The sequence below is a fragment of the Massilia sp. BSC265 genome, from assembly GCF_000740675.1.
GTDB lineage: Bacteria > Pseudomonadota > Gammaproteobacteria > Burkholderiales > Burkholderiaceae_D > Telluria.
In genome coordinates, this window is the sequence record NZ_JPXI01000042.1 from 207,898 (window position 1) to 229,771 (window position 21,874).

Here is a 21,874-nt window from a genome sequence, read left to right on the forward strand (position 1 = left end):
AGTGCTAACTCCAAATGTTTTTGATGCGTAGGGCAAGGGCGCTAGGGCCGGCGCGTGCTGCTAGATAGCGGTCGATTACGAGACCAGCGCAACTTGCATCTGTTGCAGCTTAGCGCGTATCGAGGTATCGAGCACTTCGTCGCCGACGACCACGCGCACACCACCGATCAGCGAAGGATCCACTGTCACCGTCGGGTTCAGCTTGCGGCCAAATTTCTTTTCCAGCGTAGCGACCAGCTGGGCCAGCTGGTCACCCGAGATTTCGAAGGCGCTGAAGATCGCCGCATCGGCGGCACCTTCGTTGGCGTTCTTCAGTGCCGCGAACTGGGCGGCGATTTCGGGCAGCAGGTTGACGCGGCCGTTTTCGGCCAGCATCGCGATAAAGTTCTTCGCTTCAGCGTTCAGCGGCGACTTGACCAGGGACGCAATCGTGTCGGCCAGCTGGGCGGCGGTGACCTTCGGGTTGGCGGCGAAAGCCTGCACTTCCGGATTGGCGCCGATCTGGCCCAATTCGGCAGTGACGGCCGACCAGGCGGCCACGTCGCCCGACTGGGCGACACGGTACAGCGCTTCGGCGTAAGGGCGGGCGACGGTTGCGAGTTCAGCCATGATCAGAGCTCGGTCGACAGTTTCGACAGCAGGTCGGCGTGGACCGCTGGGTTCACTTCACGCTTCAGGATCTGCTCGGCGCCTTGCACTGCCAGTGCGGCCACCTGGGCACGCAGTTCTTCGCGGGCACGGGTCACTTGCTGCTCGGCGTCGGCCTGAGCGGCGGCGACGATACGGGCGGCTTCTTCGGCAGCGGTTGCCTTGGCTGCGTCGATGATCTGGGCAGCGCGCTTTTCCGCGTCGGCGATGCGCTTCTGGACTTCGTCACGGGCGCCGGCCAGTTCGGTCTGCACACGCTTTTCGGCGGCGGCCAGGTCGGCCTTGCCACGGTCGGCAGCGGCCAGGCCATTTGCGATCCTCTCGGCGCGCTCGTCGAGCGCTTTCATCAGTGGCGGCCACACGAATTTCATCGTGAACATCGCCAGGATGAAGAAGACCACGAACTGGGCAATCAGGGTTGCGTTAAGGTTCACGGTTGTATCCTTCTTACAGAAACACGGATGCCGAACCGGAATCGGTTCGGCCATTCAAAACCAGACTTCCCGGCAATTAGGTCGGGGTGAACGGATTTGCGAACGCGAACAGCATGGCGATACCAACGCCGATCAGGAATGCCGCATCGATCAGACCAGCCAGCAGGAACATCTTGGTCTGCAGGGTGTTCATCAGTTCAGGCTGACGTGCCGAAGCTTCCAGGTACTTACCGCCCATGATTGCGATACCGATACATGCGCCGATAGCACCCAGGCCGATGATCAAACCGCAAGCCAGTGCAACAAAAGAAACGTCAGTCATGATTACTCCAAAAAGTTAAAAATTAAAAACTAGATAAAAACTACAACTTCGTTACAACCACATTCGTTCGATGCTTGCGGCGCCGATCAGTGGCCTTCATGGGCCTGACCGAGATACACCAGCGTCAGCATCATGAAGATGAATGCTTGCAGGAGCACGATCAGGATGTGGAAGATCGCCCAGATGGAACCAGCAATGACGTGGCCGACGAAACCGAACATGGTCGCGGTACCGCCCAGCAGTGCGATCAAGAGGAACAGCAGCTCGCCGGCGAACATGTTGCCGAACAGTCGCATACCGAGCGACACGGTCTTTGCTGCGTATTCGATGATGTTCAGCAGCAGGTTGAACGGCGCCATCATGATGCCGAACGGTGCTGCGAACAGTTCGTGGAGCCAGCCGCCCACGCCTTTGACCTTGATGCTGTAATAGAACATCAGCGCCAGCACGCCGAGCGCAATGCCGAGCGGCGCGTTCAGGTCGGCGGTCGGGACCACGCGGTGATATGGGAAAATGTGTTCCACGCCGAAGGCTGCAAACAGCCACGACCACATGTCGACCGGCAAAAGATCCAAGGCGTTCATCAAGGCGACCCAAACAAACACGGTCAGCGCTGCCGGGGCGATGAAACTGCGGTCACCGTGAACGATGGCCTTCGCCTGGTCGTCGACCATCTCGAACAACATTTCGACGAAGCTCTGGAAGCGGCCCGGCACGCCTGCAGTGGCGCGGCGAGCGGCCAGCCACATCAACATGCAACCGGTGACGCCCATGGCGATCGACCAGAACAGCGTGTCGAAATTGAGAACCGAGAAATCGACCACGAAGTCCTGGTGCTTGTTCGACAGGTGGCCGAGGTGGTGCCGAATGTATTCTGAAGCGGTGGGCGCGTGCGCTGCGCCGTCTGCGGTTGGAGTCGCCATTTTCAATGCCTAAATAGTAAGAATATGTAACTTTTCAGCGCCACAATGAACCCGGCCAGTAGTGCCAGCCAGTTCAGATCGCGGTACAGCCACGCTGTGACACCCAGCAGCGCCAGCGTGAGAGCAATCTTTATAAATTCCCAGATGAAAAACGTGACGGGGTTTGCCCCGCCCGGTTTTGCAGTGGCGGCGAACAAGCGCACTGCCATGATGCCGTTGGGCACGACACAACATAAGCCGCCCAGTACTGCCGAAAACATCGCAGCCCTTCCCCCCAGCAGTGCGGCGATCAGGCCCGCGACGACTGTAGCGATCAATTGCAGGGAGACGATGCGCAACATGTTGTTCTGGTTTCTCGCCGCGCAATCGGACAGTTACGATGTGGTAATTACATGAATCAGCGGAATTATAAGTGGTTATACGGACGCGAGTCAAACGATTCCGCGCTTATAACTGCGGCGTAAAGATGTGATGGAAGCAACATGAGAGTTAGGGAAATTCCCGTATTTTCAGTCACTTAACTGATGAGTTGGTACTGACTGGCCTAGCTTGGCTGGCTCTGCCGGGCGGGCGCTCCGGCAGTCGGTTCCTCGAGCGAACGTGGCATGCATACGTCATTCGCACGGGCATCGGGCAGCGCCGCCCGACGCACGTCAAGACACAATTTCAGGCGCGCAGGCGGGCCAGCACGCCGTCCAGGATATCGAGGTCGGCGAAGTCGATGATCAACTGCCCCTTGCCCTTCGTGCCCATCTTGAACATCACGGGCGTGGCCAATTTGTCCGACAGCTCTTCTTCGAGCCGCACGATGTCGCCCGGCTTTTCCTTGGCGCGCGCCGGCGTTGCTGGGCTCGACTGTTCTTCGAGCGCGCGGGCGACCAGCTTCTCGGTCTCGCGCACCGACAGGCGCTTGGCGATGACCTGGTTGGCGAGGGTGATTTGGTGCGCGCTGTCGACCGCCAGCAGGGCACGGGCGTGCCCCATGTCGATGTCGCCGGCCATCAGCATGGTCTGCACAGGCTGGGCCAGGTTGATCAGGCGTAGCAGGTTCGATACCGCGCTGCGCGAACGGCCGACGGCGGCGGCGGCCTGCTCGTGGGTAAAACTGAAATCGTTGATCAGGCGCTGGATGCCCTGCGCTTCTTCCAGCGGGTTCAGGTCTTCGCGCTGGATGTTCTCGATCAGGGCCATGGCGGCGGCCGACTGGTCGTCGACTTCGCGCACCAGCACCGGGATCTCTTCGAGTCCGGCCATCTGGGCGGCGCGGAAGCGGCGCTCGCCGGCGATGATCTCGTACGGAACCGGGGCACCCTCCTCCAGCGGACGCACCAGCACCGGTTGCATGATGCCCTGGGTCTTGATCGAGGCGGCCAGCTCGCTCAGCGAGGTTTCGTCCATGCGCGTACGCGGCTGGTACTTGCCGGCCTGGATCTGTGTGACCGGCAGCGACGAGGGCGCTTTACTAGGTGCCGGCTGGCTGTCGCCGCCGAGCAGTGCGTCGAGGCCGCGGCCGAGGCCCTTGAGTTTTTTGGTTGCCATTTGTGTGTGTCAGCTTTCGGTGCTTATATTTTAATCACATGGTCTTGATGCGCTCGACCATCTCGCCGCCAAAGGCGATGTACGCCTGTGCGCCTTTCGAGGACGGATCGAACACCACGCCGGGCATGCCGTAGGACGGCGCCTCGGCCAGGCGCACGTTGCGCGGGATGATGGTCTTGAACACCTTGTCGCCGAAGTGCTGCTCGAGCTGGCTCGAGACCTGCTGCGACAAGGTCATGCGCGGATCGAACATCACCCGCAGCAGGCCAATGATGCGCAGGTCGGTGTTCAGGTTGGCGTGCACCTTCTTGATCGTGTTGACCAGGTCGGACAGGCCTTCGAGCGCATAGTACTCGCACTGCATCGGGATGATCACGCCATGGGCGGCGCACAGGCCGTTCAGCGTGAGCAGCGACAGCGCCGGCGGGCAGTCGACCAGGATGAAGTCGTAGTCCTTGTCCACCGCCGCCAGTGCCTCCTTCAGGCGGCGTTCGCGGTTCTCGAGCGCGACCATTTCGACTTCGGCCCCGGCCAACTCGCGGTTGGCCGGCAGCACGTCGAAGCGTCCCGACTCGGAACGAATGCGCGCCGTGGCCACGTCAAGCTCACCCAGCAGCACCTGGTAGATCGAGCCTTCGAGCGACGCCTTGTTGATGCCCGCGCCCATCGTGGCATTGCCTTGGGGGTCGAGGTCGACCAGCAGCACGCGCTGGTTCAGCTTGGCCAGCCCTGCCGACAGGTTGACGGTGGTGGTGGTCTTGCCGACCCCGCCCTTCTGGTTCGCTACGCAAAAAATCTTCGCCATCTATTCTTTTTCCGCGGTTCTATTAAATGGGAGCAGTCAGACCAATGAGAAGAGGCCATACCGTTCATACCGTACAAACCATTTTAATGATTCATACTTTATAAACGATATAAACTGTTTATACGATTTATTCTGTTTAGTTTGATCTCTCGACAAACACCAGGTGACGCTCTGCACCGAGTCTCGGCACCTGCAATGGCTGCAAACCCGTCACTTTCCATTCTGCCGGCACCCGCTCCTGCTCTTCCGCCGGAGCCGTGCCTTTCAAGGCGATGAATTTCCCGCCCTCGGCCAGCAAGTGACCGGACCACTCCAGGAAATCCGACAGGTCCGCGAAAGCCCGCGAGGTGATGACGTCGAATTTGTCGTTCACCTCGAGCTCTTGCACCTTCATCGTGTACACGGTGACGTTGGCCAGTTCGAGTTCCGCCTTGACCTGCTTGAGGAATGCGGTTTTCTTGTGGACCGTGTCGATCATCGACACTTTCATGCCTGGACGGCAAATTGCCAGCACGACGCCGGGCAATCCGCCCCCTGCCCCGACGTCCAGCACGTTGCGGGCATCCGCAAAAGCGGGAACTGCGGCGAGTGAATCGAGCAGGTGGTGGGTCACCATTTGCATCGGGTCGCGCAGGGAGGTCAGGTTGTAGACGCTGTTCCACTTGTTCATCAGCGCCAGGTAATCCAGCAGTTTTTCCTGCTGTGCGGCCGATACGTCCAGCGTCATCGCGGTGATGCCGTCGGCCAGCACTTGCGCCAGGGCGGCGCGGTCGAAAAACTTCATTCAGCCTGCTCCACGGTGGCGTTGTTGGTAAAGCCCTTGGCGCCGCGTTTTTTCAGGTGTACCAGCAGCAGCGAGATCGCCGCCGGGGTGACACCCGAGATGCGCGAAGCCTGGCCCAGGGTTTCCGGACGCTGTTTATCCAGCTTCTGGCGCACCTCGATCGACAATGCGGCGATCTCCAGGTAGTTCAGGTTTTCGGGCAGCTTCAGGTTCTCGTAGTGGTCATGACGCTCGACTTCGCGCGCCTGGCGGTCGATGTAGCCGGCATACTTCAGCTGGATTTCGATCTGCTCTTTCACCGCCGGGTCTTCCACGCCCGGTCCGGCCAGCGCCTGGCCTTCGAGCCCGGTCATGGTCATCAGGGTGTCGTACTGCACGCCCGGACGGCGCAGCAGGTCGGCCAGGTTGTATTCGCGCTCGATTGCCTGCCCCACCACGCGCTCGGATTCTGCGCCAGCGAGGATACGCGGGTTCACCCAGGTCGAACGCAGCCGCTCGAGCTCGCGGGCCACCGACTCACGCTTGTTCTCGAAGGCTGCCCACTGGGTATCGCCCACGATCCCGAGCTTGCGGCCGATCTCGGTCAGGCGCATGTCGGCGTTGTCTTCGCGCAGCGACAGGCGGTATTCGGCGCGGCTGGTGAACATGCGGTAAGGCTCGGCCACACCCTGCGTGGTCAGGTCGTCGACCAGCACCCCGAGGTAGGCTTCCGAGCGGCCCGGCGTCCAGGCATCCTTGCCCTGGGTTTGCAACGCGGCGTTGAGGCCGGCGAGCAGGCCCTGCGCGGCTGCTTCTTCGTAGCCAGTGGTGCCGTTGATCTGGCCGGCGAAGAACAGGCCCTTGATCGCCTTGGTTTCCAGCGAAGCCTTCAGGCCGCGCGGATCGTAGTAGTCGTACTCGATCGCATAGCCCGGGCGCAAGATGAAGGCGTTCTCCATGCCCCGCATCGAACGCACCAGGTCCAGCTGCACGTCGAACGGCAGGCTGGTCGAGATCCCGTTCGGGTAGAACTCGTTGGTCGTCAGGCCTTCCGGCTCCAGGAAGATCTGGTGCGACTCTTTCGAGGCAAAACGGTGGATCTTGTCTTCGATCGACGGGCAATAGCGCGGACCGACGCCTTCGATCACGCCCGTGTACATGGGGCTGCGATCGAGACCGTGACGGATGATCTCGTGGGTCTTCTCGTTGGTGTGCGTGACCCAGCACGGCACCTGGCGCGGGTGCATGGCAGCATTGCCCATCACCGAGAACACCGGCACCGGATCGAGGTCGCCCGGCTGTTCCGACAGGACCGTGAAGTCGATGCTGCGGCCATCGATACGCGGCGGCGTGCCGGTCTTCAGGCGGCCCTGCGGTAGCTTGAGTTCCTTCAAACGGCTCGACAGCGAGACCGCTGGCGGATCGCCGGCACGGCCGCCCGAGTAATTCTGCAGGCCGACGTGGATCTTCCCGTCGAGGAAAGTGCCGGCCGTGAGCACCACGGCGCGGGCACGGAACTTCAATCCGACCTGCGTGACGGCGCCGACGACACGGTCGCCTTCCAGCATCAGGTCTTCGACGGCCTGTTGGAACAGCCACAGGTTCGGCTGGTTTTCCAGGCGCGAGCGGATCGCCTGCTTGTACAGCATGCGGTCGGCCTGGGCGCGGGTAGCGCGCACGGCCGGGCCCTTGGACGAATTCAGGATACGGAATTGGATGCCCGATTCGTCGGTGGCAATCGCCATGGCGCCGCCGAGTGCGTCGACTTCCTTGACGAGGTGGCCCTTGCCGATGCCGCCAATCGATGGGTTGCACGACATGGCGCCCAGGGTCTCGATATTGTGGGTCAGCAGCAAGGTCTTCTGCCCCGTGCGTGCCGACGCGAGTGCGGCCTCGGTACCGGCATGGCCGCCGCCGACGACGATGACGTCGAATTCAGTTGGAAATAGCATGATGGAAGAGTGAGGCGAGGAGTCTAATGCGCGATTATAGATTCTTTTTTCTTGTGGAAGCTTTTGAGGAGCTGAAAACGACATTTTTGTTTCACGTGGAACAATTAGCACAACGGGCTTGCGAATGTTTCACGTGGAACAAAAACAAAAAAGCCGGGCAGACCCGGCTTTGCTGTTTCACGTGGAACAATCACCACCCTATCGTCTTGAAAGCATCGTAGGCCGTCTTCAGGATCAAGCCAGATACGACCACGAGGAACAACTTACGCACGAAACCGCTGCCGTGCTTCAGCGCCAGCTTGGTACCCACCAGCGACCCCGCAATCTGGCACCCTGCCATCATCAGGCCGAGTTGCCACAGCAGGTGGCCGCTATAACCGAACCACAGCAAGGCCGAAAAATTACAGGCGACGTTGACAATCTTGGCCGCCGCCGATGCGCCAAGGAAATCGAACCCGAAGAAACGCACGAACAGGAAGATCAAGAAACTGCCGGTACCCGGACCAAAGAAGCCGTCGTAGAAGCCGATGGCGGCACCGATGCCGATGGCCCAGTAGCGCTCGGCCAAGCCGCTATGCACGGGCGCATGCACGGCGCCAAGGTCTTTCTTCTTGAAGGTATAGACCGCGACGGCAACGAGGATGATCGGCAGCAGTGTACGTACAAAATCTGCCGGCACGCGAGTGACCGTCCATGCGCCGGCGAAGGACAGCACAAAGGCCGCCAGCGCGGCCGGCGCTGCGGTGCTCCAGGCCACCCTCACCCGCCGCGCGTAATTCACGGCCGCGGCACCGGTGCCGAAGATGCTGGCAAACTTGTTCGTCCCCAGCAGTGTCGCAGGAACCTCTCTGGGCAAAACCGAAAAAATCGCGGGAATCTGGATCAGGCCGCCGCCACCGACAACGGCATCGACCAGGCCGGCGGTGAAAGCAGCCACGCCAAGCCAAGCAAAATCAATCATGGGAAACACTGGAGGAATGCAGAGGCTGCATTGTACGGCAGAGCCCTGCCTTCCAGCATCAAACTGCCGCCAAGTCACAAGCCCGATGGGTTAAGCGTCGACCACCAAGCAAACGAAAGACATGCTGCTTGCGGAGCGTCGCTGCGCTGGGTAAGCCGACATGGCCGTCCCCAATGCCGCTCCGACGTTGGGCTTGCCGCCGGCAGCGAGGAAGCAAGGGGCCAAACACTACGTGCTGCGATGCAACAACGAACCAAGATGACGGGGATCGAAACGCGCCTGCGCCAAGTCGGCATCCACGAAACCGACCTCGACCTTCTTGCAGCAGGCGCCATGCTGCAGACCAGGCTGCTCGGCAACAATCCGCGCGAGCTCACCCGTGCGACGCACGCGCGATCTACGCAACTACACGCTAGTGCCTTGTCGCATCTAGGGGGAGCGCAGGAAATCGAGCAACAGCGCGTTGAGAGGGCCGGCCGCGGTAACCTGCATCCAGTGCCCCGCCCCACTCAGGCGCTCATAACGGAAACCGGCGCGGCAGTGGTGGCGGGTATCCCGCATCTGCTTCTCGCCCAGTGCCGGGTCATGGTCGCTCCAGACACCCATTACCGGCACTTCGACCGGACACCAATGGTGTGGCCGGCCCAGCTTGAGGTTGGCGCGGTAGTAGTTCAGCGCCGCGGTGAGGCGCCCTTCCGGTTCCAGCGCGGCGCGCCAGAGCGCCATCTGGTCGCGGCTCGGCGCCACCTGACGCAGGAAGAACCAGTCGTTGGCGCGGATCGCAGCTTCGGCAACCACCGGCATCAAGAAACCCAGGATATACCAGAGACGCATCTGCTGGGCCAGACCGGCATTGGCGATCGCTGCCGGGTGCCCGGTGGACAGGGCCACGAAACGCTCGAAGCGCTGCGGCGCGTTCATGCACAGCTGCCAGCCGACCGCCCCGCCCCAGTCGTGGCCGACGAGCGCGGCCTTTTCCAGGCCCAGCCTGTCCATCAGGCCGAGGATGTCGCAGCACAGGAACTCGATCGCATACGCGCCGATGCTGTGAGGCGCGTCGGTCTTGCCATAACCGCGCATGTCCGGCGCGATGACACGCCAGCCCGCCGCCGCCAGGGCCGGCATCTGGAAACGCCAGAGCGCATGGGTATCAGGAAAGCCGTGCAGCAGGATGACGGCCGGGCCCTCGCCCGCACTGGCGTAGTGCAGACGCAGGCCGTGGACGTCGACGTAGTGGGATTCCAGGTCCATGATTACTCCGGTAGCCAGGGTGCAGCCGTTTGGGTCACGCGCCTGCTGCCATTCTGCGGCGACATGCGAGCAATACACCTATCTCGCCAACAATACCACGCCAGAACAAGAGAACGCAGACAATCAATACAGGTAGACCATCACCAGGGCATTCGACAGATCCAGCAGAGCGAACAAACCCCTGCGCAGTGCGGACGCGCCATCTCGGCGCATGCCGCTTGTGCTTCTTGCACGTCTGCCCCCCTGCTACACTGGCAGGTACCGTCCTGCTGTCGAGTCAAACAAGAAAGCCAATGTGGGTATTGAAAAGCCGTCATCCCCTCCTCTGAAAGAACGATGCATCGGCTGGCTCGTCATTCTGTTTGCCTTGGCACTCGGATTGTTCACTTTTAATCGATGCATCGACAAACTGCGGTCGGCGTGGTGGCCAGCCATGCACGCTGAAGTCCTGAGCAGCGATGTGAGCAGGCGCGTCAAGTCCGGTGCCTGGTGTGTTCAGTTGCGTTACCAGTACGTCATCGATAACAAGGCTTTCGCATCCAGCAGACTGTCGTTGGAGAACAGGGTGGCCTGCTATCGGGACAAGCAGCTTGCCCATGCCCTGTTGGGACGGTTCCAGCCGGGCGCCAAGGTCGCGATTCGCTACGATCCGTCCGATCCAGAAAAATCCATCATCGATGTCGATGGTGTGGATTGTTCGGATCTTGTTTTCCTGGCGTCAGCGATCGTTCTTCTGGCAGCCGGGATCCTTCTCCTCAAGAGAGGCGCAACGGGTTCCAGACGACAAGGCTGAGCGTCCTCTTGCATACGTGCTCAGCTCCTGGCCATGTCAGAGGCTCTCACGCTGGGCAAGGATGTCCCGCGCCGCCTTTTCCGCAATCATGATGGTCGGGGAATTCGTATTCCCGGAGGTGATGAAGGGCATGATCGAGGCATCGACGACACGCAGTTTGCCGATGCCACGCACCCTCAAGCGGCTGTCCACGACCGCCAGCGGATCGTCTGTCCTGCCCATGCGACAAGTGCCGACGGGATGGAAAATCGTGGTGCCGACCAGCCCTGCTGCATGGGCAAGTTCTTCCTCGCTCTGGTATTGCGGGCCAGGCATGAACTCTTCGGGACGGTATTTGGCCAGCGCGGGGGCGGACACGATCCGACGCGTCAGCGCCAGCGCCGCTGCCGCGATCTTGCGGTCGGCCTCGGTGCTCAGGTAGTTCGGCGTGATCTTCGGTGGTGCATAGCTGTCGCCGGAGGCAATGCGCACGTGCCCCCTTGATGTCGGCTGCAGGTTGCACACGCTGGCCGTGAAGGCCGAAAAACGGTGCAGCGGATCGCCGAACTTGTCCAGCGACAAAGGCTGGACATGGTACTGCAAATTCGGCGCAGCCAGGTCCGGCGAGGACTTGGCGAAAGCACCCAGCTGGGACGGCGCCATCGACATCGGGCCGCTCCGGAAAAACGCATATTCCAGCCCGATAAGACTCTTCCCGAACCAGTTGGTGGCACTCGTGTTCAGGGTTTTCACGCCCCGGACCTTGAAAATCATGCGCAGTTGCAGGTGGTCCTGCAGGTTGCCGCCGACGCCGGGCAGATCCATGCGCGGTGCGATGCCATGGCGCTGGAGTTCGCTCGCATCGCCAATGCCGGACAGCTGGAGGATCTGGGGCGAACCCACCGCGCCAGCCGCCAGCAGGGTCTCGCGGTGCGCCGTTGCCGTAAAAGCCTGTCCGCCGCCGGTGAACTGGACGCCGGTGCAGACTTTGCCCTGCTCCGTGTCCTCGAACAGCAGGCGTTCGACGTGGCAGCCGGTCATGATGGTCAGGTTCGGCCGTTTCGAGGCCGGTTTCAGGAAAGCCTTCGCCGTATTCAGGCGGATGCCGCGCCGCTGGTTCACCTCGAAATAGGCGGAACCTTCGCCAAGACCGGCGTTCAAATCATCGATTTTCGGAATGCCGGTCTGGAGCGCCGCTTCACGAAACGTGTCCAGGATCTTCCATGACAGCCGCTGCTTTTCCACCCGCCACTCGCCGCCGGCGCCATGCAGTTCGCTCGCCCCCAGGTAATGGTCCTCGCTGCGCTTGAACAGCGGCAGCACCTCTTCCCAGCGCCAGGAATCATCGCCCGCGACCATCGCCCAACGCTCGTAATCCGCAGGCTGGCCGCGCATGTAGATCATGCCGTTGATCGACGAACTGCCGCCCAGTACCTTGCCCCGCGGGTAGATCAGGGCCCTGCCGTGCAGGCCGGGATCGGCCTCGGTGCGCAGCAGCCAGTCCGTACGCGGATTGCCGATGCAATGCAGGTAGCCGACCGGGATGTGGATCCACATGTAATCGTCACGGCCGCCCGCTTCCAGCAGCAGGACTTCGACGCCGGGGTGACGTGTCAGCCGGTTCGCCAGCACGCAGCCCGACGTGCCCCCGCCGACGACGATGTAGTCGTACTGGCCAGCGGAGGTCAAGGCTGGCGTTCCCGGACGACGCTGGCATTGCCGCGCTCGCCATGATCGTCATGGCACAGCGAACGCGAACCGCCGCACTTCGGTTCACGTGGCAAAGGCTTACGAAACAGCGCGTCGAGATCCACCAGGCCCTCCGTTCATCATTCGTTGAGGCAAGCTTACCAGATCGTAAACGGAAGTCCAGAGCCCACCTGTGGATAAGGCTCTTGATATCCACAGGTCTGTTTTGTGCAGAACTGAGGGAGTTTAGGGATGCGCAAAATCTTGTCCAGTTTTTGCACTGCCTTCACGCGCCAGTGGTGCACTGGCTTATACGCTCGATAAGCACATGATTTTTCGAGCGTTAACTGTTTTGTCCACAAGCTGGGGCTGGCGTTAACCACTACTACTACCGTTGTATACAAATGTTGGTTGTAAACCTTCAGAACATTTTTAAAAAAAAATTTTTTGCCACCGTGGCACTCTGTCGACATCCACCAACTCTCAGCGACAGGCACAAGCTCTCACAGTGGCTGACATCCCGGATGCAAGCTCGCCGGCAGTCAAGTCGATCAGAAGCTGAGCACCGTCCCCACCCTCGATGCCGACAGGCCTGGCGACATCAATGCATGCGCATTGGCAGCGCACCAGCTCGACAGCTTGTCAGCGCCTCTGGACGGTTTGCAGTGCACCTCTGCCCTGCAAACGGCTCGCCTTCGAGCTCATCTGTGGAAAACCGCTGGGATATCCACAGGAACGAATGTGCAGAACAACCCGTTAACCCGGTGTGCCTGAATTCTGTCCAAGTTTCCTCCAGTTCAAACACAAGCCTTGTACAGCAGGTTAACGTGCTCGTAAACCATTGACGCTGTGGAGAAAACTCTTCTTATCCACACCAAATTGCGCGTTTACTATTACTACCAGTTTGTATACAAACTTGTTTACTACAACAATAAAACCAAGAGCGCGGATCCGCCCTGTTCGCGTCAGCCTGAACACTTGCCGACCAACAACACTGTTCGCCACCACCTGGCCTGCACTGTCACGCGCATCGGCTGCAGACCACCAGCTGTCCGCAGACTGGCTGCCAAACCGCTGTTCAGCGCATGTTTGCTGGCGCGACTGTGGAAAAGTCGAGGTATATCCACAGGATCGCTTGTGCAGAACGCGACCATTCCTGCGTCACGCGAAAACTGTCCAAGTTTCGTTCAAACGCCACACACGCTTTGTTCAGCCGGTAAACGCTCGCGTAAACCCCTGATACTGTGGAGTAAACGCGAGTTATCAACAGAAGAGGCCGCGTTTACTATCTACTACCAGCTTTATATACAAACTTTAGTTAACTAATACCCTGAAGCGCTGCGCTGCCCGGAAAGTCTGGAAAAGCCCCGGAAAAGCAGCTTTTGCTGGCCTCACGCTCGTAAGACAAGCAAAATGCACGCTCAAGCGTCCGAATCAGCGGCCTCATGAGTTCGATTAAACCGTGCACAAGCGTTGAACAAGCCGGCTGGCTGCAGCTGCGCATGGCCTTGTGGCTTGACGATCGCGACAAACACTTGCAGGAAATGCAGGAGCTATGTGCACAACCCGGCCGTTATGCACAGTTCATCGCCTGCTCGCGCCTTGGAGAGCCTCAGGGACTGGTCGAAGTGGCGCTGCGCAGCGATTACGTCAACGGCACCGCGTCGTCTCCTGTCGGCTTCCTGGAAGGCCTGTACGTCGATCCAGCCTTCCGTAAGCAGGGAATCGCTGCCATGCTGGTGCAAACCGCGGAAGAATGGGTTAGGCGCCAGGGCTGCACGGAGATGGCGTCGGATGCCTTGCTCGAGAATACGGCGAGCCATGCCATGCACCGGGCGCTGGGATTTGCCGAAACCGAGCGTGTGGTCTACTTCCGCAAGCTGCTTTCATAATAAAAACGCAAGAAAAACAAGGAAAAACATGCGACTGGGGATCATCAGTGCGCTGTACGAAGAACAGCTGGGGCTCGTAGAAGCCATGAGAGGGCCCGCCAAGCTCATCCATGGCATGCGCGAGTACTGGGCAGGAACACTGTGGGAAATCGACGCTGTGTGCGTTCTATCGCGAATTGGCAAGGTTGCAGCTGCCATGACAGCCACAACGCTTGTGGAGAAGTTCGGAGTTACCCACATCCTCTTTACCGGCGTGGCCGGCGCAGGGGATAGAACGGTGCAGGTGGGCGATATCGTGGTGGCGGAAGCCCTGGTCCAGCACGACATGGATGCGAGCCCGCTCTTCCCCCGTTTCGAGGTGCCATTGACTGGCCTGACGCACTTCCAGCCCGATCTGCAGCTGTCGATGCGCCTGTCGCGCGCCGCCCATGACTTTCTCGAGCAGGATTTCACCAGTGCGATCGGCGAGGGCGAACGGCGCGAATTCCGCCTGGTGCAGCCCCGCGTGCACCGCGGCCTGGTGGCGAGCGGCGACCAGTTCATGGCCGACCGCCTGCGCCTGAATGCGCTCAACGAGGCCCTTCCCGGCCTGGTGGCGGTCGAAATGGAAGGCGCCGCGGTGGCGCAGGTGTGCCACGAGCTCGGCGTGCCCTGCGCCGTCATCCGTACCATCTCCGACAACGCCAATGAAAACGCGGCCACCGATTTCATGCGATTCGTGAAATCGGTGGCCGCGCAGTACGCTTTCCAGATTACCCGGCGGGTGTGCCGGGACTTGGCGAATGCGCCCTTGTCGGTGCAAACCTAGCCCAGCAGCGACTCTGCCGGCACGTAGTCGACCTTGAGGTCCCGGGCGACGGCTTCGTAAGTGACCTTGCCCTGGCAGACGTTCAGGCCGTTGCGCAGGTGGACGTCGTCCGACAATGCCTGCCGCCAGCCCTTGGTCGCCAGTGCCACGGCGTGGCCGATGGTTGCGTTGTTGAGCGCGAAGGTGGAGGTGCGCGCCACCGCGCCCGGCATGTTCGCCACGCAGTAGTGGATCACGCCGTCGACCACGAACGTCGGATCGGCATGGGTGGTCGGGTGCGAGGTCTCGAAGCAGCCACCCTGGTCGATCGCCACGTCCACCACCACCGCGCCCTTCCTCATGCGCGCGATCATGTCGCGGGTGACCAGCTTCGGCGCCGCGGCACCCGGCACCAGCACGCCGCCGATCACCAGGTCGCTTGATACCACCGCCTCTTCGATCGCATGCGCGTTGGAGTAGAGCGTGGAGATGCGGTTGCCGTAGACCAGGTCGAGCTGGCGCAGGCGGTCGACGTTCTTGTCGAGCACCGTCACGCGCGCACCGGTACCGACGGCCATCTGCAGCGCATTGGTGCCGACCACGCCGGCGCCGATGATCACCACGTGGGCGGCGGCGACGCCCGGGACGCCGCCCAGCAGCAGGCCCATGCCGCCCTTCGATTTTTCCAGGTGCGCGGCGCCGGCCTGGATCGCCATGCGGCCGGCCACTTCGCTCATCGGCGCCAGCAGCGGCAGGCCGCCGCCCGCGCCGGTGATGGTTTCGTAGGCGATGCAGACCGCGCCGGATTTCACCAGGGCAGCGGTTTGTTCGGGATCCGGCGCCAGGTGCAGGTAGGTGTAGAGCACCTGTCCTTCGCGCAGCATCGCGCACTCAAGAGGCTGCGGCTCCTTGACCTTGACGATCATGTCGGCGCGCGCGAAGACTTCCCTGGCCGTCTCCACGATGCTGGCGCCGGCCGCCATGTACTGCTCGTCCGAGAGCCCGATCTGCTCGCCGGCGCCGCGCTGCACGACGACGTCGACACCGCGTAACGTCAATTCGCGCACCGAGGGCGGGGTCAGCCCGACACGGTACTCGTGATTCTTGATCTCCTTTGGTACGCCAACAAGCATGTCTACCTCCAAGTTTTATAAGAATGAGACTCCTGCTTTGCTACGCTACTCCTGCTTTGAAGATTTTTGTAGGGTGGGCGGGGTAATTTCGGGCAGTGCCCTGGAATTACAAACGCCCACGCGGTGATAGTTGCAGCAAGATCGTCGAGCGCGAAATCGGCGCCGTTAGCGATCGCCGCGTGGGCGGCAAAGCCGCCCACCCTACAAAAAAAGGGGAGCTCGCGCTCCCCGTGATGATTACACTCCCAACGTCATCAGGCTTGCGTTGCCGCCAGCCGCGGTGGTGTTGACGCACACCGCCCGTTCCGCCACCAGCCGCCACAGGGCGACCGGCTCCGTGGCGCCCGTGTCGACGATGCCCACGATCGCGCCGGGACGCGCCGCCAGCTTTGCCCGCAGCGAACCGTTCACTCCCTCCTCCAGCAGCGCGATCTGGAATTCGCTGGCGTCGACTTCATCGCCCCCGATGAAGCGCACGCGCTCCTTCACCAGCGCCGGCAGGTTGGCCGGGATCAAATCCGGCGTGGCCAGCATCAGGGCGCGGTTGCCGTTGGCGAGGCTTGCGGCCAATTGGTTGAGCAGGCCGGCAGCCGTCTTCGGCGCGCACAGTACGGTGCCGCGCGGCGTGAAGGCCAGGGTATTACGCTCGCCGGTCGGACCCGGCAGGGCGATCTCGACGCCACTCAAGGAAGTGCGGCCGTAGCCTTGCGCCAGCGTTGCCAGGTCAGGATGGCCGTTGTTGCGCAGCCAGCCGAGCAGCGCATCGAGGCCTGCGTCGAACGTACGGCTGTGCTCCATCAACGGCGCAGCATGGCGCTGCAGGCGCTTCAGGTAGAGCGGACCGCCGGCCTTCGGACCGGTGCCCGATTTGCCCTCGCCGCCGAAAGGCTGCACGCCCACGACTGCGCCGACGATGTTGCGGTTCACATAGATGTTGCCGACATGGGCGCGCGAGACGATGAAGTCGATGGTCTCGTCGATACGCGAATGCACGCCCAGGGTCAGGCCGTAGCCGGTGGCGTTGATGGTGTCGACCACTTTCGGCAGGTCGGCACGGCGGTAGCGCACGATGTGCAGCACCGGGCCGAAGACTTCATGCTTCAGTTCCGCCATCGAGCCGATTTCCAGCACGGTCGGCGGCACGAAGGTGCCTTGTCCCGTCACGCTCTCGGGCAGCTCGAGCGCGAAATGGCTGCGCGCGGTGGCGCGCATGCGCTCGATGTGGGCCAGCAGGTTGCGCTGGGCTTCTGCGTCGATCACCGGGCCGATGTCGGTGGCCAGGCGGTCCGGCGAACCGACGCGCAGTTCCTGCATCGCGCCCTTGAGCATGGTGATGGTCTTGTCGGCGATGTCTTCCTGCAGGAACAGCACACGCAGCGCCGAGCAGCGCTGGCCGGCGGAGTCGAAGGCCGAGGACAGCACGTCCTGCACCACCTGCTCAGGCAGCGCCGAGGAATCGACGATCAGCGCGTTCTGGCCGCCGGTTTCGGCCACCAGCGGGATGTCGATGCCTTCCTGTTCGGCACGTTTTGCGAGCGTACGGTTGATCAGCTGCGCCACCTCGGTGGAGCCGGTGAAGATCACGCCTTTCACGCGCGTATCCGAAGTCAATGCGGCACCGACCACTTCGCCGCGGCCCGGCAGCAGCTGCAGCGCCGCATGCGGGCAGCCCGCCTCGATGAACAGTTCGACGGCGCGGTGTGCGATTAGCGGGGTCTGCTCGGCCGGCTTGGCCAGCACCACGTTGCCGGCCGCGAGGGCAGCCGCCACCTGGCCGGTGAAGATCGCCAGCGGGAAGTTCCACGGCGAGATGCAAGTCACCGGCCCCAGTGCGCCGTCCGCCTTGGATGCGCGGATCTGCACCGCATAGTAGCGCAGGAAGTCGACCGCTTCGCGCAGTTCGGCGATCGCGTTCGGCAGCGACTTGCCGGCTTCGCGCACGGCCAGGGCCATCAGTTCGGTGCCGTTCTGCTCGAACAGGTCGGCGGTGCGCTCGAGCATGGCGGCGCGGGTCTCGACAGGCGTGCTTTCCCATTCGCCGGCATAGGCGGCAGCGGCAGCCAGCGCGGTTTCCACGTCCTTGCGCGTGGCTTCGCGCACGTCGCCGACGATATCGCTCGATACCGCCGGGTTGACGATCTTGGCCGCTTCGCTCGCCTCCACCGGGCCGGCGATCAGCGGCGCGGCGCTGTGCTGGCGCTGCCTGGCCAGGCCTTCGGCGACTGTGGTCAGGATGTTCTCGTTGACCAGGTCCAGGCCGCTTGAATTCTTGCGCTCGGCGCCGAACAGCTGCAGCGGCAGCGGGATGGCCGGATGTGGTTTGCCGCCGGCGGCGCGCGCCCCCTCGAAGGGATCGGCCAGCAGGGTGTCGATGGCCACCTTCTCGTCCACGATCTGGTTCACGAACGAGGAGTTGGCGCCGTTTTCCAGCAGGCGGCGCACCAGGTAGGCGAGCAGGGTTTCGTGCGAACCGACCGGCGCGTAGATGCGGCAGGCCTTGTCCAGCTTGCGCGGGCCGACCACCTGGTCGTACAGGGTCTCGCCCATGCCGTGCAGGCACTGGAATTCGTAGTTGGTGATGCCGGCGGCCTTGGCCCAGGTGTAGATCACCGACAGCGAGTGCGCGTTGTGGGTGGCGAACTGCGGGTAGAGGATGTCGCTGGCGTCCAAGAGCTTGCGCGCGCAGGTGAGGTAGGACACGTCGGTGTACACCTTGCGGGTGTAAACCGGATAGCCCGGCATGCCCTCGACCTGGGCGCGCTTGATCTCGGCGTCCCAGTAGGCGCCCTTCACCAGGCGCACCATGAACTTGCGGCCGCTGCGCTTGGCCAGGTCGACCACGAAGTCGATCACGAAGGGGCAGCGTTTTTGATATGCCTGCACCACCAGGCCGATGCCCTCGAAGCCGCTGAGCTCGGGATCGAAAGCCAGCGCTTCCAGCATGTCGAGCGAGATCTCGAGGCGATCGGCTTCTTCCGCATCGATGTTGATGCCGATGTTGTACTGCTTGGCCAGCAGCACCAGGCTGCGCACGCGCGGCAGCAGCTCGCCCATCACGCGGCTGTACTGCGCGCGGCTGTAGCGCGGGTGCAGGGCCGACAGCTTGATCGAGATGCCCGGGCCGTCCTTGATGCCGCGGCCGTTCGAGGCCTTGCCGATCGCGTGGATCGCAGTCTCGTACGAGGCGTAGTAGTTCCTGGCGTCGCTTTCGGTCAGCGCGGCTTCGCCCAGCATGTCGTAGGAATAGCGGTAGCCGCGGCTTTCGTTCTCGCGGCTATTTTTGAGGGCTTCGTCGATGGTCTGGCCGGTGACGAACTGGTTGCCCAGCATGCGCATGGCCATGTCGACACCCTTGCGAATCAAGGGTTCGCCGCCCTTGGCGATCAGGCGGGTGAGCGCCGATCCCAGGTTTTTTTCGCTGTTGGTCGAGACCAGTTTACCGGTGATGAGCAGGCCCCAGGTCGCTGCGTTGACGAACAGCGAAGGCGATTCGCCCAGGTGCTTCTTCCAGTCGCCCTTGCTGATCTTGTCGGCGATGAGGCGGTCGGCGGTTTCGCTGTCCGGGATGCGCAGCAGCGCTTCGGCCAGGCACATCAGCGCCACGCCTTCTTCCGACGACAGCGAAAACTCGTGCATCAGGGCGTCCACGCCCGAGGCACGGGTGCGCTTGTCGCGCACGCTCGAGACCAGGCGGTGCGCCAGCATGTAGGCGTCGGCGTTGGCGCTTGCTCCCTGGGCCAGCAGCCACTGGACAGCCTCGGTTTCGTCGCGACGGTAGGCATTGGTGATGGCTTTGCGCAGCGGAGTCTGGTCGCGCTTGACCTCGAGCTGGAGGGCATCGAAAGGAACGAAATCGGAGGCCGAGGTGGCAGCCAGGGCAGCGTCAATGTGCATGGTGAGTCTTCTAAAAAGGAATCAAACACAGGCTCGACGCAGCAAAAAACGCCGACCCGCGAGAATGGCGGACGGCGTGCTGCGCAATACCTTGGAATGATTCGATTGTAGAAGGAAATCTTCTGGATTAATTCTGTTTTTACGACAGACTAGCAAAAGATAGTTTTTGGTGCGACAATCTGACCAAATAATATTTACATGGCTGGAGAGAGACCATGCTCGACAAGATCAGTAAGAAAATTCTGGCGGAACTCCAGAACGACGGGCGAATCAGCAACGTCGAACTGGCGGCGCGTGTCAACCTGTCTCCTGCCGCCTGCCTGGAGCGCGTGCGCAAGCTGCACGAGTCCGGCTACATCATGGGCTACACCGCCCAGCTCAATCCGCAGCTGCTGGATGTGTCGCTGCTGGTGTTCATCGAGGTGGTGCTCGATCGTACCACTCCCGAGGTGTTCGATGCATTCAAACAGAGCGTCCAGATGATTCCGGAAGTGCTGGAATGCCACATGGTGGCGGGCGGCTTCGACTACCTGGTCAAGGCACGCGTCAAGGACATGGCCGCTTACCGCGAATTCCTCGGCAAGACCTTGCTGCAGAAAGGCGTGCGCGAAACGCACACGTATGCGGTGATGGAAGAGGTCAAGAACACCACCAAGCTGCCGATTCGCTGAACGATTTGGCTTTTCGTAGGGTGGGCAGGAAACCTGCCCACCCTACGAAAAGCGGTGTAGCGACCGCCTCACGACGGTCAAAAATCATTCAGACGACTTTGCGGGCGCCCGTCTTCGGCGACGCACTCTCGGCCATACTTTCCAGGTTCTTGCGCAGCCAGCGGTGCGCCGGGCTGCGGCCGTCGCGCTCGTGCCAGAGCATGTCCAGGTGCACGGCCGGCAGCTGGAAAGGCAGCTCGCGCCAGACCAGCGCATCCGTCATGCCGGTCGAGACCATCAGGTGCTTCGGCAGCACCGTGATCAGATCCGAATTCGCCACCACACGCCCCGCCGTGAAGAACTGGTTCACAGTCAGCAGGATGCGGCGCTCGCGACCGATCTGGGCCAGCGCTTCGTCGACCAGGCCGTGCGCGCGCCCTGAAAAACTCACCAGGAGGTGGTTGGCCTTGCAATAGGTGTCGAGGTCGAGTTTTTCCTTGGCCAGCGGGTGGTCCTTGCGCATCACGCACACGTAAACGCCCGAATACAGGCGCTCGTGGCGGATCGGCGAACCGGTCTCGTAGGACAGCTGGGCCGCCACGCCCGGGAAGAAGCCCACCGCCAGGTCGATGTCGCCGCGCAGCAGCATCGGCCGCGGTTCGCGCGTGGTCAGGGGCACCATGCGGATGTTCACGCCCGGCGCTTCGCGCTCGATCGAGCGCATCAGCGAAGGCAGCCACAGGGCCGCGGTCGCATCGGCCATTGCCATCCGGAAGGTTGCCTGCGCCTTCGAGACGTCGAAGGTTTCCGGCATCACGGCTGCTTCCAAGGCGGCCAGCGCCTGGCGTACGGCCGGCCACAGCGCTTCCGCGCGCGGGGTCGGCTTGACGCCATAGGCGGTGCGGATCAGGAGCTCGTCCCCAAGACTCTCGCGCAGCCGCTTGATCGCGTTCGAGACCGCCGGCTGGGTCATCGCGAGGTGCCCGGCGGCGCGAGTGAGATTTTGCTCGGTCATCACTGCGTCGAAGACGCGCAGCAGGTTCAGGTCAAGCGTCAGAAAGCTCATGAGAAGGTATTGAGGGCAATACAAAAGGTGCTTCCAGTGTACCTCAAGTATTCACAGAATGCATAAGCGTCATCAGTGAACAAAATTAGATTTATATGTTGCATCGCACTATATTGTTCACAACTGAACAATATACGCATTATGTCTGCCTCACTGACCCTTATCCAGACCGCCGGCGCTGCCGTTGCAGCCGTTCCCGTCGGCCAGGTCCTTCGTACCGCCACCGGCCTTGCGCTGCTGGGCGGTGTTGCCATGTTTTTCCGTCCACTGCTCGTCGGTATTGGCCGCGCCGCTGTGCTGACAGTGCGCCCCCGCCCGCCGAAGGCGCGCCCGGCCAAGGGCCACTGATTCCGTTTTCCTCCGTTTGAACGCGGCCTCCGTTCCGGACGCCGC

Annotated in this window: 20 protein-coding genes; 4 read left to right on the top strand and 16 right to left on the bottom strand. The window is 61.9% G+C overall.

Features of this window, described 5'->3' with window-relative positions:
- Positions 1–75: 75 nt before the first annotated feature.
- The 11 genes from MA09_RS22005 to MA09_RS22055 all read right to left on the bottom strand — a co-directional run bounded on the left by MA09_RS22005 (position 76) and on the right by MA09_RS22055 (position 9,598).
- Positions 76–609 carry a F0F1 ATP synthase subunit delta gene (locus tag MA09_RS22005; protein ID WP_036253153.1) on the bottom strand — a complete coding sequence of 178 codons (534 nt, stop codon included), beginning with the start codon at positions 607–609 and terminating at the stop codon, positions 76–78.
- 2 nt (positions 610–611) lie between these two features.
- Entirely contained in the window at positions 612–1,082 is a 471-nt protein-coding gene (locus MA09_RS22010; protein WP_036253155.1) for a F0F1 ATP synthase subunit B, read from the bottom strand.
- Between the two features lie 76 nt (positions 1,083–1,158).
- Entirely contained in the window at positions 1,159–1,404 is a 246-nt protein-coding gene (atpE, locus tag MA09_RS22015; RefSeq protein WP_036253157.1) for a F0F1 ATP synthase subunit C, read from the bottom strand.
- A gap of 86 nt (positions 1,405–1,490) precedes the next feature.
- Positions 1,491–2,327: a F0F1 ATP synthase subunit A gene (atpB, locus tag MA09_RS22020; protein ID WP_036253159.1), complete on the bottom strand. Its 837-nt coding sequence runs from the start codon at positions 2,325–2,327 to the stop codon at positions 1,491–1,493.
- Between the two features lie 2 nt (positions 2,328–2,329).
- Positions 2,330–2,668: an ATP synthase subunit I gene (locus MA09_RS22025; protein WP_036253161.1), complete on the bottom strand. Its 339-nt coding sequence runs from the start codon at positions 2,666–2,668 to the stop codon at positions 2,330–2,332.
- Between the two features lie 325 nt (positions 2,669–2,993).
- Complete coding sequence (locus MA09_RS22030; protein WP_036253163.1) at positions 2,994–3,866, bottom strand: ParB/RepB/Spo0J family partition protein; 873 nt, start codon at positions 3,864–3,866, stop codon at positions 2,994–2,996.
- Positions 3,867–3,900: 34 nt separating this feature from the next.
- Positions 3,901–4,671, bottom strand: a complete 771-nt coding sequence (locus MA09_RS22035) for a ParA family protein (RefSeq protein ID WP_036253165.1) — start codon at positions 4,669–4,671, stop codon at positions 3,901–3,903.
- 136 nt (positions 4,672–4,807) lie between these two features.
- A complete protein-coding gene (gene rsmG / locus MA09_RS22040; protein WP_036253167.1) occupies positions 4,808–5,455 on the bottom strand; it encodes a 16S rRNA (guanine(527)-N(7))-methyltransferase RsmG in 648 nt (215 codons plus the stop codon).
- Positions 5,452–7,386 (bottom strand): tRNA uridine-5-carboxymethylaminomethyl(34) synthesis enzyme MnmG, encoded by a 1,935-nt coding sequence (gene mnmG, locus MA09_RS22045; protein WP_036253169.1) that lies wholly within the window; start codon positions 7,384–7,386, stop codon positions 5,452–5,454. The genes rsmG and mnmG overlap by 4 nt, the downstream gene beginning before the upstream one ends.
- A gap of 190 nt (positions 7,387–7,576) precedes the next feature.
- The gene (locus MA09_RS22050) at positions 7,577–8,347 is read right to left on the bottom strand and encodes a TSUP family transporter (RefSeq protein ID WP_036253171.1); all 771 of its coding nucleotides are present in this window, start codon (positions 8,345–8,347) and stop codon (positions 7,577–7,579) included.
- A gap of 429 nt (positions 8,348–8,776) precedes the next feature.
- Entirely contained in the window at positions 8,777–9,598 is an 822-nt protein-coding gene (locus tag MA09_RS22055; RefSeq protein ID WP_036253172.1) for an alpha/beta fold hydrolase, read from the bottom strand.
- 295 nt (positions 9,599–9,893) lie between these two features.
- Between MA09_RS22055 and MA09_RS24340 the strand changes: the two genes are divergently transcribed.
- Positions 9,894–10,391, top strand: a complete 498-nt coding sequence (locus tag MA09_RS24340; protein WP_161783248.1) for a DUF3592 domain-containing protein — start codon at positions 9,894–9,896, stop codon at positions 10,389–10,391.
- Between the two features lie 36 nt (positions 10,392–10,427).
- Here the strand turns inward: MA09_RS24340 and MA09_RS22065 are convergent, their stop codons facing one another.
- Both MA09_RS22065 and MA09_RS25490 read right to left on the bottom strand, forming a co-directional pair.
- The gene (locus tag MA09_RS22065; RefSeq protein WP_036253176.1) at positions 10,428–12,059 is read right to left on the bottom strand and encodes a GMC family oxidoreductase; all 1,632 of its coding nucleotides are present in this window, start codon (positions 12,057–12,059) and stop codon (positions 10,428–10,430) included.
- Positions 12,056–12,184, bottom strand: a complete 129-nt coding sequence (locus tag MA09_RS25490) for a hypothetical protein (protein ID WP_267872593.1) — start codon at positions 12,182–12,184, stop codon at positions 12,056–12,058. Before MA09_RS25490 ends, MA09_RS22065 begins: the two co-directional genes overlap by 4 nt.
- A 1,320-nt stretch (positions 12,185–13,504) precedes the next feature.
- Here MA09_RS25490 and aac(6') point away from each other — a divergent pair.
- Both aac(6') and MA09_RS22075 read left to right on the top strand, forming a co-directional pair.
- Positions 13,505–13,951: an aminoglycoside 6'-N-acetyltransferase gene (gene aac(6') / locus MA09_RS22070; RefSeq protein ID WP_036253178.1), complete on the top strand. Its 447-nt coding sequence runs from the start codon at positions 13,505–13,507 to the stop codon at positions 13,949–13,951.
- Positions 13,952–13,979: 28 nt separating this feature from the next.
- Positions 13,980–14,759: a 5'-methylthioadenosine/adenosylhomocysteine nucleosidase gene (locus MA09_RS22075; RefSeq protein ID WP_036253180.1), complete on the top strand. Its 780-nt coding sequence runs from the start codon at positions 13,980–13,982 to the stop codon at positions 14,757–14,759.
- On the opposite strand, the gene ald is transcribed toward MA09_RS22075, so the two are convergent.
- Both ald and putA read right to left on the bottom strand, forming a co-directional pair.
- Complete coding sequence (gene ald / locus MA09_RS22080) at positions 14,756–15,871, bottom strand: alanine dehydrogenase (RefSeq protein ID WP_036253182.1); 1,116 nt, start codon at positions 15,869–15,871, stop codon at positions 14,756–14,758. The two genes, MA09_RS22075 and ald, sit on opposite strands and share 4 nt — an antisense overlap.
- 237 nt (positions 15,872–16,108) lie before the next feature.
- On the bottom strand, positions 16,109–19,765 hold the full coding sequence (putA, locus tag MA09_RS22085; protein ID WP_036253184.1) for a trifunctional transcriptional regulator/proline dehydrogenase/L-glutamate gamma-semialdehyde dehydrogenase: 3,657 nt from the start codon (positions 19,763–19,765) through the stop codon (positions 16,109–16,111).
- A 215-nt stretch (positions 19,766–19,980) separates the two neighbouring features.
- On the opposite strand from putA, the gene MA09_RS22090 reads away from it, so the two are divergent.
- On the top strand, positions 19,981–20,436 hold the full coding sequence (locus tag MA09_RS22090) for an Lrp/AsnC ligand binding domain-containing protein (protein WP_005664065.1): 456 nt from the start codon (positions 19,981–19,983) through the stop codon (positions 20,434–20,436).
- A gap of 88 nt (positions 20,437–20,524) precedes the next feature.
- On the opposite strand, the gene MA09_RS22095 is transcribed toward MA09_RS22090, so the two are convergent.
- Positions 20,525–21,481: a LysR family transcriptional regulator gene (locus MA09_RS22095; RefSeq protein WP_036253186.1), complete on the bottom strand. Its 957-nt coding sequence runs from the start codon at positions 21,479–21,481 to the stop codon at positions 20,525–20,527.
- Positions 21,482–21,874: the final 393 nt, after the last annotated feature.

Bases quoted from the DNA above. Each gene is read 5' to 3' on its own strand.
- MA09_RS22035 (WP_036253165.1), bottom strand. From the start codon at position 4,671: ATGGCGAAGATTTTTTGCGTAGCGAACCAGAAGGGCGGGGTCGGCAAG.
- MA09_RS22055 (WP_036253172.1), bottom strand. From the start codon at position 9,598: ATGGACCTGGAATCCCACTACGTCGACGTCCACGGCCTGCGTCTGCAC.
- rsmG (WP_036253167.1), bottom strand. From the start codon at position 5,455: ATGAAGTTTTTCGACCGCGCCGCCCTGGCGCAAGTGCTGGCCGACGGC.
- MA09_RS22095 (WP_036253186.1), bottom strand. From the start codon at position 21,481: ATGAGCTTTCTGACGCTTGACCTGAACCTGCTGCGCGTCTTCGACGCA.
- atpB (WP_036253159.1), bottom strand. From the start codon at position 2,327: ATGGCGACTCCAACCGCAGACGGCGCAGCGCACGCGCCCACCGCTTCA.
- atpE (WP_036253157.1), bottom strand. From the start codon at position 1,404: ATGACTGACGTTTCTTTTGTTGCACTGGCTTGCGGTTTGATCATCGGC.
- MA09_RS22025 (WP_036253161.1), bottom strand. From the start codon at position 2,668: ATGTTGCGCATCGTCTCCCTGCAATTGATCGCTACAGTCGTCGCGGGC.
- MA09_RS22075 (WP_036253180.1), top strand. From the start codon at position 13,980: ATGCGACTGGGGATCATCAGTGCGCTGTACGAAGAACAGCTGGGGCTC.
- MA09_RS22050 (WP_036253171.1), bottom strand. From the start codon at position 8,347: ATGATTGATTTTGCTTGGCTTGGCGTGGCTGCTTTCACCGCCGGCCTG.
- mnmG (WP_036253169.1), bottom strand. From the start codon at position 7,386: ATGCTATTTCCAACTGAATTCGACGTCATCGTCGTCGGCGGCGGCCAT.
- MA09_RS22090 (WP_005664065.1), top strand. From the start codon at position 19,981: ATGCTCGACAAGATCAGTAAGAAAATTCTGGCGGAACTCCAGAACGAC.
- ald (WP_036253182.1), bottom strand. From the start codon at position 15,871: ATGCTTGTTGGCGTACCAAAGGAGATCAAGAATCACGAGTACCGTGTC.
- MA09_RS22030 (WP_036253163.1), bottom strand. From the start codon at position 3,866: ATGGCAACCAAAAAACTCAAGGGCCTCGGCCGCGGCCTCGACGCACTG.
- MA09_RS22005 (WP_036253153.1), bottom strand. From the start codon at position 609: ATGGCTGAACTCGCAACCGTCGCCCGCCCTTACGCCGAAGCGCTGTAC.
- putA (WP_036253184.1), bottom strand. From the start codon at position 19,765: ATGCACATTGACGCTGCCCTGGCTGCCACCTCGGCCTCCGATTTCGTT.